Source organism: Paenibacillus sp. FSL R5-0475, assembly GCF_038004585.1.
Lineage (GTDB): Bacteria > Bacillota > Bacilli > Paenibacillales > Paenibacillaceae > Paenibacillus_AQ.
Genome location: NZ_JBBORK010000003.1, coordinates 1 through 1,801, shown reverse-complemented (window position 1 = coordinate 1,801; position 1,801 = coordinate 1). Strand labels below are relative to the sequence as shown.

The 1,801-nt window shown below is 42.0% G+C and carries 1 protein-coding gene; it reads right to left on the bottom strand.

The features are described 5' to 3' along the window. The coding region (locus tag MKX41_RS32240) for a condensation domain-containing protein (protein WP_340975163.1) at positions 1 to 1,801 on the bottom strand (1,801 nt) is incomplete at both ends.

Genomic DNA, 1,801 nt, shown 5'->3' with positions numbered 1-1,801 from the left:
CACCAACGGCCTTGTATAATCGGTTGGCATGTCTAGGGCTGGTACTTCCCCAGCATAGATGTCTAACCAATAATCTTCTTGCTTATTCATATCTTCTACTTGTTTCTCTTCTTGCTGCCATACGGCGAAGTCTTTGTACTGTACAGCGACTTCCGGTAACTCCTCTCCCTGATACAAGGACATTAACTCCTTCGTCAAGATCCCCATCGATGTTCCATCCGATACAGAATGATGAATATCAATAAATAAGAGATGTCGCTGATCCGTTAACCGAACCATTCCTGCCCGGCAAAGTGGAGCTTTATTCAAGTCAAAAGGCTGAATCCATCCCGAGACAATGTCTTTTGCTACAGACTCATCTGCTGCTTTTGCATGCATCATTTCGATATCTACATCATGATGAACACGTTGCATTAACTCCTCATTCACCCATGTAAAAGACGTACGTAGCGATTCATGTCTCTGTACAATTGCTTTCCAAGCTCTATCTATTAGTGCTATATCTATAAGTCCGTTAACTTCCATAACAAGAGGCATATTGTAACTAACTGATCCTTGATCCAATTCATTTTGTACAAATAGTCGTTTTTGTGCAGCAGTAACCGGATACGACGAATTTTCTGGAACCCTTGAAATAGTCACAAATTTACTTTTCTTTGATTGTCGTAATCTCTCCGTCATGGATATAAGTGTCTGATGTTCAAATACTTCTTGAATAGTGAGTTCTACTTGTAAACTTTTTCTTACCCGTGCTATTAAACGAGTGGCTTTTAGTGAATGGCCACCTAGCTCAAAGAAGTTATCTGTTCGGCCTACTTGCACAATCCCCAATACTTCTTTCCAAATCTCAGCGAGCTGCTCTTCCATGACACCTTGCGGGGCAACATATTCATTTCCTCGCATCCAACCCTCGGTTGGCAAAGGCAATGCCTTCCGGTCCACTTTTCCGTTTGAAGTGAGTGGCATCCATTCTAATTGAATAAAGTAGGCTGGTACCATATAACTTGGTACGTGTTTCTCCAAATGTCTTCTTAATTCGGTTACATCCACCTGGATCTCACTAACAATATAGGCAACTAAATACTTGCTGCCATCCTCCGACTCTTGTGCCAGCACCAACGTTTCGTTAACCGATTCATGCTTCAACAGCTGCGCCTCAATCTCACCACATTCAATTCGGTAGCCCCGAATTTTCACCTGATGATCCATCCGCCCCATATATTCCAGCGTTCCATCCGGTAACCACCGTGCTAGGTCTCCACTCCGGTACATCTTTTCCCCGGGTTTAAACGGGTTCACTACGAACTTTTCAGCTGTTAACTCTGGTAGATTTATGTACCCTTGAACTAAACCATCACCTGCGATACACAATTCTCCAACTACGCCTATCGGTTGTAGTTGGCTCCCATTCATAACATAAACTTCTGTATTTGATAGAGGCCGGCCAATAGGAACAGTTTTAAGTTCATCTGTTATCTTTGGTATTTCATAGGCTGTAGCAAATATCGTACTTTCAGTCGGGCCATATACATGCATAATTCTACAATTTGTTTCTTGAAGCACTCTCTGAATATGAACAGCAGAATGATTCTCTCCCCCAGTTAAAACCTGTTTGATGCCTTTTAATGCAGTTGTATTCTCATCGACCAATACATTAAATAATGCTGTAGTTAAGAATACAGTGCTTATTGCCTCTCTTTGCATCGCTTCACACAATTGCACAGGATCTAGCATCTTCTCCCGATCCAACAATACAAGCTTAGCGCCGTTCAAAAGTGCTCCATAAATATCAAAGGTTGAT